This is a genomic window from Bordetella sp., assembly GCF_057362025.1.
The window spans coordinates 1-7,740 of sequence record NZ_JBMQQZ010000095.1; the positions used below are offsets into that span (position 1 = coordinate 1).

A 7,740-nucleotide genomic window follows, 5' to 3' on the forward strand; every position below is an offset into this window, starting at 1 on the left:
CTGGAAAAGGCCACGCTGCAGGATCTGGGCCAGGCCAAGCGCATCGAAGTGGGCAAGGAAAACACCACCATCATCGACGCCGCCGGCGACGGCAAGTCGATCGAAGCGCGCGTCAAGCAGATCCGCGTCCAGATCGAGGAAGCCACCTCGGACTACGACCGTGAAAAGCTGCAAGAGCGCGTGGCCAAGCTGGCCGGCGGCGTGGCGGTCATCAAGGTCGGTGCCGCGACGGAAGTCGAAATGAAGGAAAAGAAGGCCCGCGTCGAAGACGCCCTGCACGCCACGCGTGCCGCGGTGGAAGAAGGCGTGGTGGCTGGTGGTGGCGTGGCCCTGCTGCGCGCCAAGCAAGCCATTGCCAGCCTGAAGGGCGACACGCCTGACCAGAACGCCGGTATCAAGCTGATCCTGCGCGCCGTCGAAGAGCCGCTGCGCACGATCGTCACCAACGCCGGCGAAGAAGCCAGCGTGGTCGTGAATACCGTGCTGAGCGGCAAGGGCAACTACGGCTACAACGCCGCGACCGGCGAGTACGCCGACCTGGTCGAGCAAGGCGTGCTGGATCCGACCAAGGTGACCCGCACCGCGCTGCAAAACGCCGCGTCCGTCGCCAGCCTGCTGCTGACGGCCGAGGCCGCCGTGGTCGAGCTGGTCGAAGACAAGCCCGCTGCCCCGGGTGGCATGCCCGGCGGCATGGGTGGCATGGGCGGCATGGGCGGCATGGACTTCTAAGCAAGTCCTATCCGCTGGCCCCGGCCTTGCCGGGGCACTTGCTGCAAAAAAGCCAGGTTCATTGCGAACCTGGCTTTTTTTTGCGGCAAGGCCCGCAGCGCCTATCGGCGCGAGGCCGAGGTGTATTCGTTGGGAACCGAATAGTCGGGAACGAAGGCAACCAGCGCATCGTACGGCTGCGAGCCGTCCATGGGATCCCGGGACGCCTGCGCCACGCCCAGGCGCGCCTGTACCGCGCGCCACATGCTCGCCATCCCCTGCACTATCCCGCGTCCCAGGCGCCGGCGCGGTGGCGCGGCACGCAACGCGGCGTCCTCGGCCGGTACCGGCGTGGCGTGCGGGTTTACTGCGGCAGTGCTTGCGGCGTCGTTTCGCGAAGCAATACGAGTCGGCGGCGTGGCAACGGCGTGGACCGGATCCTGCGGGTGTTCCGGGCTGGACTGGCCTTCAATGGCGTGGATGTCTTTGATGCTGCGGCAGAACTCTTCGCTGGCGACGCGGCGGCTCAGCCAATTGCGCGCGATCCAGTAGGAATCCAGGCCGAGCTTCTTGCCTAGCGTGTCCCGTGCCGTGATCAGGTCAACGAAGGCCGAATAGAGCGGCTTGCCCGACTCGGAAAGGCCGCGCTGTATGCAGCGGCGCGACAGATCGCCTGCGTCGAACAGCCACACCACCTCGCCTTTGCGGGTGGCGGTCAGGCCGGACTTCCCGTTGCCTTCCGCGACGATTAGCGTGCCGCCTTTTCTGGCGCACACCGCAAGATCGTCGAAAACCAGCCGGCCGGGCATGTGCCGGCCGATCTCGCGCAAAACGTTCAGGACCTCGTCCCGTCGAAGACCCAGTTCTTTGCTGACGCGTATGGAGAGATCGTCGCGCAGGGTCACGGACGTCGTTTCCCCCTTCCAGACCGGCAGATGATAAGGACGTGCCGCGTTCAGGGCCTGCCTGCGGCCGTTCGAGGCGGACACCGGATCGACGGGTGTCGCCGGTTCCGACCCGATGGGAAGCGTCGTGCGCGCGGCATCGGTGGCGAAGACATGTTCGGCGTTGGTGGCCATCAGCAGGTGGCAGAGCTCGATCAGGCCGTCCTCCACCTTCTTGTATTGGGCGGGGTAGTCCGTACTGTGCGGGTCCAGCGGAAGGCACAAGGGATCCCAGACGCAGCGGCCGTTATCTATCTGTATGGCCGGCGAGACTGGGGAAGCGGGCAATGCCGGCGCGGCCGGAACGGTACCGGGATCGGTATCCGGGGGTATGACGAAATCCAGCACCGGATAAACGCGGTGACGGTCGCCCAATGCGGTAAGCCTGTCGAACAGAAGCCGGCCGGTATCCTCCGCGTAGATCAGCCGGAGCCGCTCCATGTACTCGCCCCGATGGCGGGCGTACTCGGGGCCCACGAGCGTGGTGAACAGGCCGTCGAGATTGTCTTCGATATACCCGTCCTGGTTTATCGCGACACGGTCCGCGGCGGGCATCACGACCAGATTGGCCGCGGCGCAGGTTGGGGATAGGGTCGGGTTGGGAAACATGGCGATCTCCGGTGAATCAGTAAAAGAAGGCGAGAGGGCGAGCCGCTAGGCGTCCGAATAACGCGAGAGGTCGCCCGCACGTCCTGGAATACCGACGTAAGGGTTGTTGGCGTTGTGCCTTCCGACCGGAACGCGCGGCCTGGAAGACGATGAGTTGAAGGTTCTGGCCAAGGCGCGCGCGGAGTCCTGCAGCCAGCGCGCGATGCCTTTGTGTTGCCTGGCATCCGGCGCATACGGTACGGGTAGACTCATGCCCGAATCGTCCTCGAGTGCCTGGGTTGCCATCGGCGAAGGGTCGGTGGACACCGGCGTGGCGGGCGCGACGGGCAATGCGGGGACGCTCGCCGTCCGCGGCGCGGATAGCGGCGACGATACCGCCGCGCCGCGACGCTGTCCCGGCTCCGCGCCGACCCGCCGTTCGACATCCCGGGACGTTGAGGTGGTGGTGCGGTATGGGGCGTGCGCGGGGTCCGCGATGAGTCGCCTGGCGCGGCTTTCGATCAATTCGTGTTCGAACTGGACCTGCATGCCCGCCCTATCCACGACTTTCGTCAACATGCCCAGCTTGACGGCCAGCATGTCGTGGATGCGGAGTAGGCGTAGAAAAGCACCACTGGCCTGCGCTTCGCTATCCAGCAGATCCCCGGATCTCGCATGTCGGGCAAGTGCCGCTTTGTCGAAGCTCCAGATGGGATCTTCCTCGCCCAGTTTGTGCACGCCCTCGGTACCCTTATCGCTGCGATGTATCAACATGACGGCACGGGAGCGGCCATACACCCACAGATCGGCCAGCAGCCGCTGGCCGATGGCAGTTCCCTCTACGGTACGCAATAGGACAAGCAGCTCGTCGCGGTCGTGCTTGCCGGCGTCCGTGAACCAGGCGGGCATCAGGCCTTCGAGATTGTCGAACCCGATTGCGTCGCGGCACCAGTCCGGCATGTATGCGGGATCTGGCGGATGCAGCCGTACTGGGAATGACGGTACAAATTGCGAGTACGCGATCGCCGGCGCGGTACGCAAGGCGAGCTCGGCCATGAAGGCCGGCTCGACCTGCTTTTGCAGCAGCGGCGGAACGCCCGGCCAGGCGGTTTCGGCGGCAAGGTTGCGCACCTGTGCCAAGGTCCAGACCAGCCTTTTGTACGCGTCGGGTCCGGAATGCACGGCCGCGCAGCCAAAGCCGTAATAGCAGTCCCACAGGACGCAGCCATCCACCGTGGTCGACACGCCGTACAGCGGCACAGGGGAGTCGTCAGGGCCCAGGTCGTCGCGCGGGCCGATCGCGATCCGCACGCCCTGGCTGTTTAATGCCTGCAAGTCCGCCAATACCCGTTCGCCGGTGCCGGTAGACGATACCAGCCCAAGCATGTCGGCGATCTGCGCCTGGTGCGGCGCGTATGCGTGAGCGACAAGGAAATGGCACAGGCCCTGGAACTGAATCGCGCCATAGTGTTGGGGATTCCGGGTGTCGAGTCGCTGCTGAAGGGTGCCTGCGTTGCCTTCGATGTGGTTATCGGCGGAAATGTTGACATAGTGAGAGACGTTCATGGACACCTGTGATCGATGTAATGTGAATCGCGCCCATACGGCCCGATTGCGTACTCCGGCGACCCCGGCCGTTCCCCGTACGGTTCATCATTCGGATCAATCCGGGATCGAGTAAGCGGGAAGGCGGATGCTGGGACAATCCCCGATATTTTTGGCGCCAATTTGGGATAGAATTTTCAGCTGCCCCACCTGCTCCGGGGGCGCCACGCTGGCGCTTCCCCGCCGGCGCCGCCCTTCCTCCATCCCGGATACGCCATGCCCACCACGCCCGAACAGTTCCCTTTCATTTCCGTGGCCGGAAAGCCCTACGAGCGTGGCCTGCAGTACGGCCGCGCGGCGGTGGACCGGGTGCGCAAGAGCGCGGCGATGTATGGCCAGACGCTGGTCACGCTGGGCTATGACGGCACGGCGCGCAAGCGGTTGGTCGCATCCTTCGCCAAGGAGATCGAGGCCTACGGCGCCCACTACATCGAGGAGATGCGCGGGATCGCCGACGGCGCCGGCGTGTCGCTCGAAGACATCGTGATGATCAATGCGCGCACCGAAGTGGTTGCCAAGGCACGCGCCGAGAAAAAGAAAGCCGCCGAACTGGAGCCGGGCGACGGCTGCACGGGTGCGCTGGTACTGCCCGAGCGCTCGGCCACCGGGAACCTGCTGCACGGGCAGAACTGGGATTGGCGCGCGGAATGCGCGGAAACGTCCATCGTGCTGCGCATACGCCAGGACGATGGCCCCGACATGCTGACCTTCGTGGAAGCAGGCGGCCTGGCGCGCAGTGGACTGAACAGCAAGGGCATCTCGATTACCGCGAACTACCTGGAATCGGACCGCGACTTCACGCAGCTGGGCGTGCCGCTGTCGCTGATCCGCCGCAAGGTGCTGGAACAGCAGCACTTCGCGCTGGCGATCAAGGCGGTGGCAACGACGCCGAAATCCTGCTCGAACAACATCATGCTGGGCATGGCGGACGGCTTCGGCATCGACTTCGAATGCACCACGGACGAGGCCTTCCCCATCTATCCGGGGGAAGATGACCTGATCGTGCACGCCAACCACTGGGTCAGCGAGGTGGCCCTGTGCAAGCTGCGCGATACCGGCCGCGCCAGCACCCCGGAAAGCCAGTATCGCGATTGGCGCGTGCGCCGACTGTTGAACAAGCGCGAAGCGCTGACGCGCGACGATCTTCGGGCGGCCTTTTTCGATGATTTCGGCGCACCCTATTCGGTGTGCCGGCCGCCGCGGCCGGGCAGCCACGACAACCTGTCCGCCTCCGTCGCGATGGTCGTGATGGAACCGGCGGTCGGCGAGATGGACGTGGTGCCCTTGCCGGCGCTCAATCGCGTGTACACGCGCTATAGCCTGTCCGCCGAGCCGCAGGTATTTACCTACGGCCAGACGGCCGGCGCCCGCTAACAGCCAGGAGCCTCCGCATGAGGATAGCCACCGTATCGTCCCGCGTGAAGCGGGTGCTTGCCCCCGCCTGGATGGCCGCGGCGGGGATGGCCCTGGCCTGGGCGGCGGCCCCGGGCATCGCGCGCGCCACCGATGCCGCGCCGCTGCGCATCGCGATGACCGCCGACATCCGGTCCACGGAGCCCGGCGTGAATCGCGACGCCAACAGCGATATGGTGGCATTGCATATCGTCGAAGGGCTGGTGGCGTTCGGCGAACATGCCGAGATCAAGCCGCTGCTGGCCAAGTCCTATACCATCGGCGACGACGGCAAGACCTATACCTTCACGCTGCGCGATGGCGTCATGTTCCAGAACGGGGCGCCGCTGACCGCGCAGGATGTGGTGTGGAGCTGGAACTACTTCATGAACCCGAAGACGGCGTGGCGCTGCCGTGGCGATTTCGATGGCAGAGGCGCGGCGAAGGTGACGTCGATCGAAGCGCCCGACGCGCATACGGTGGTGTATCGCCTGGACAAGCCCTATGGGCTGTTCCTGGCGTCGCTGGCACGTCCCGATTGCGCCGGCAGCGGCGTGGTGCACCGGGATTCGCTGAATGCGGATGGCAGCTGGAATAAGCCGATCGGCACGGGCCCCTTCATGCTGAAGGAATGGAAGCGCGGGCAGTACATCAGCCTGGCCAGGAATCCACACTACGCCAATCAGGATGGCAAGCTTGACGGCTTTACGGGCTCGAAGCGGCCACTGGTGGATGAGGTGCGCTTTATGGTCGTGCCGGACGACGCGACGGCGAAGGCGGCGCTGCAGCGCGGCGATATCGATATCATCCAGGACCTGTCGTACACCGATGTGAAGCCCATGCAGGCGGTGCAAGGCGTGAAGGTGGCTTCGTCGCCGGTGATGAGTTTGACTGGATTGCTGATGCAGACTCGCGATCCCCTGCTGTCCAACGTGAAGCTGCGGCAGGCCATCGTGCATGCGATCGATAATGCGCAGTTGGTGGCGGCGGTGGGCGATGGCCTGATGCAGCCCAGTACGTCGATGGTGCCTTTGATTTCGTCGTACTACGACAAGGCGCAGCGGGAGACATGGAAGTACGACCCGGCGCTGGCGCAGAAGCTGGTGCAGGAGTCGGGGTACAAGGGACAGGAGATCGCGATTATCGCGACGAAGCGCTATCCGGAAGCCTATACGTCGGCGGTCATTATCCAGGCGATGCTGCAGGCGGTGGGGATCCATACGCGGCTGGATGTGATGGAGTGGACGACGCAGCTGGACCGCTACAACAGCGGGAAGTACCAGATGATGACGTTTCCTTATTCCGCGCGATTGGATCCGAGTCTGAACTACGAGATGATGTCGGGCAACAAGGATAAGCAGCCGCGCAAGGTGTGGGACGATCCAAAGGCGCTGGCGCTGATCGAGTCGTCGTCGACGATTACCGATACGGCGCAGCGGCAGGCGCAGTTCGATGCGCTGCACAAGCTGTTCCTGGCGGATGCGCCGATGATGCCGTTGTTCAATGGGCTGGATGTGGCCGCGTTCCGGGAGACGGTGAAGGGATATACGCCGTGGGCCTTGAAGCGGGCCCGCGCGTGGGAGGTGACGCGGAGCCCGTAGGCGGCGAACGGCTTCAGCGCATGCGGACCTGGCCGAATTTGAACCAGGCGTGGGAGATTTTCCCTTCGGTGACGCGATAGATGGCGACGATGTCGACTTCGCCTATACCGTCGGGGAAGGTGCGGGTGACGACTTCCTGGTCCACCACCATGTCGTCGACGGCGATACGGTTGATCAGTCTGGCATGCAAGGCTTCGTCCTTGAAGCGTTCGGTGTATCTGGCCCTGACCTGGTCGATTCCCGATGCGAGGAGTTTGTCGGGGAATTCGAAGTTGCGGCAGTCGTCGGACCAGTGGCGCATGTAGGCATCGATGTCGCGATTGTTGTAGTCGATCAGTTGTTGCTGGACTGCTTTCAGTATCCGGGGGTCGGGGCTGGCTGGCGGGACCATACGTATCTCCATGACGTCGTCGGGCAACGGATGAGTATCGTACTTTACGAATCGCGTGGGTCTTGCTGATGCCGTGCGCTGATATGTGCTGTTGGCGGATGTCTTGCTGATCCCGTCCGTCGGGGGTGGTGCCTGTCGGGACCAGCCCGATCGTCCGTCCCGGCGCGCGGGCGCCGGGCACCGCGTCGCTAATCTCGTCCGGCGGGCGTTCGCTTGTGGTGTGCTTGGCGATGGCGTCCGCGCCTCGCCTCCCTTCGATTCCGCTCGCTCGGCCTCAACGGGCTGGCCCCGACAGGCACCACCCCCGACGGACTCCGGTTTGCCTTACTCACTGTTCGCTGGGCCGGGCGGCGTTCTTGCGCTTCGTGGGTTGCCGGTGCTGCCGCTGGAAGATTTTGCATTGCACGTCGCATCGAGGCCGCCCAGCGCGGCCCCGCTGCGCCTACGCCGTAGTTGAATGCGACGGGCTGCATGCGAATGGCGGTGAGGATGGCAACGCGTTCATCATGCC

General features: G+C 64.6%; 6 protein-coding genes. 3 read left to right on the forward strand and 3 right to left on the reverse strand.

Annotated features, from left to right (window positions below):
• A partial coding sequence (locus ACO1P8_RS21370) for a TCP-1/cpn60 chaperonin family protein (protein ID WP_486297873.1) occupies positions 1 to 729 on the forward strand: 729 nt, incomplete at its 5' end.
• A gap of 101 nt (positions 730 to 830) precedes the next feature.
• Here the strand turns inward: ACO1P8_RS21370 and ACO1P8_RS21375 are convergent.
• Positions 831 to 2,261 carry a hypothetical protein gene (locus ACO1P8_RS21375; RefSeq protein WP_486297874.1) on the reverse strand — a complete coding sequence of 477 codons (1,431 nt, stop codon included), beginning with the start codon at positions 2,259 to 2,261 and terminating at the stop codon, positions 831 to 833.
• A 45-nt stretch (positions 2,262 to 2,306) separates the two neighbouring features.
• Positions 2,307 to 3,806 (reverse strand): hypothetical protein, encoded by a 1,500-nt coding sequence (locus ACO1P8_RS21380; protein WP_486297875.1) that lies wholly within the window; start codon positions 3,804 to 3,806, stop codon positions 2,307 to 2,309.
• Between the two features lie 255 nt (positions 3,807 to 4,061).
• On the opposite strand from ACO1P8_RS21380, the gene ACO1P8_RS21385 reads away from it, so the two are divergent.
• Positions 4,062 to 5,219 (forward strand): C45 family autoproteolytic acyltransferase/hydrolase, encoded by a 1,158-nt coding sequence (locus ACO1P8_RS21385; protein ID WP_486297876.1) that lies wholly within the window; start codon positions 4,062 to 4,064, stop codon positions 5,217 to 5,219.
• A 71-nt stretch (positions 5,220 to 5,290) separates the two neighbouring features.
• The gene (locus tag ACO1P8_RS21390) at positions 5,291 to 6,838 is read left to right on the forward strand and encodes an ABC transporter substrate-binding protein (protein WP_486297877.1); all 1,548 of its coding nucleotides are present in this window, start codon (positions 5,291 to 5,293) and stop codon (positions 6,836 to 6,838) included.
• Between the two features lie 13 nt (positions 6,839 to 6,851).
• On the opposite strand, the gene ACO1P8_RS21395 is transcribed toward ACO1P8_RS21390, so the two are convergent.
• Positions 6,852 to 7,229 (reverse strand): nuclear transport factor 2 family protein, encoded by a 378-nt coding sequence (locus tag ACO1P8_RS21395; RefSeq protein WP_094839894.1) that lies wholly within the window; start codon positions 7,227 to 7,229, stop codon positions 6,852 to 6,854.
• Between the last annotated feature and the right edge of the window lie 511 nt (positions 7,230 to 7,740).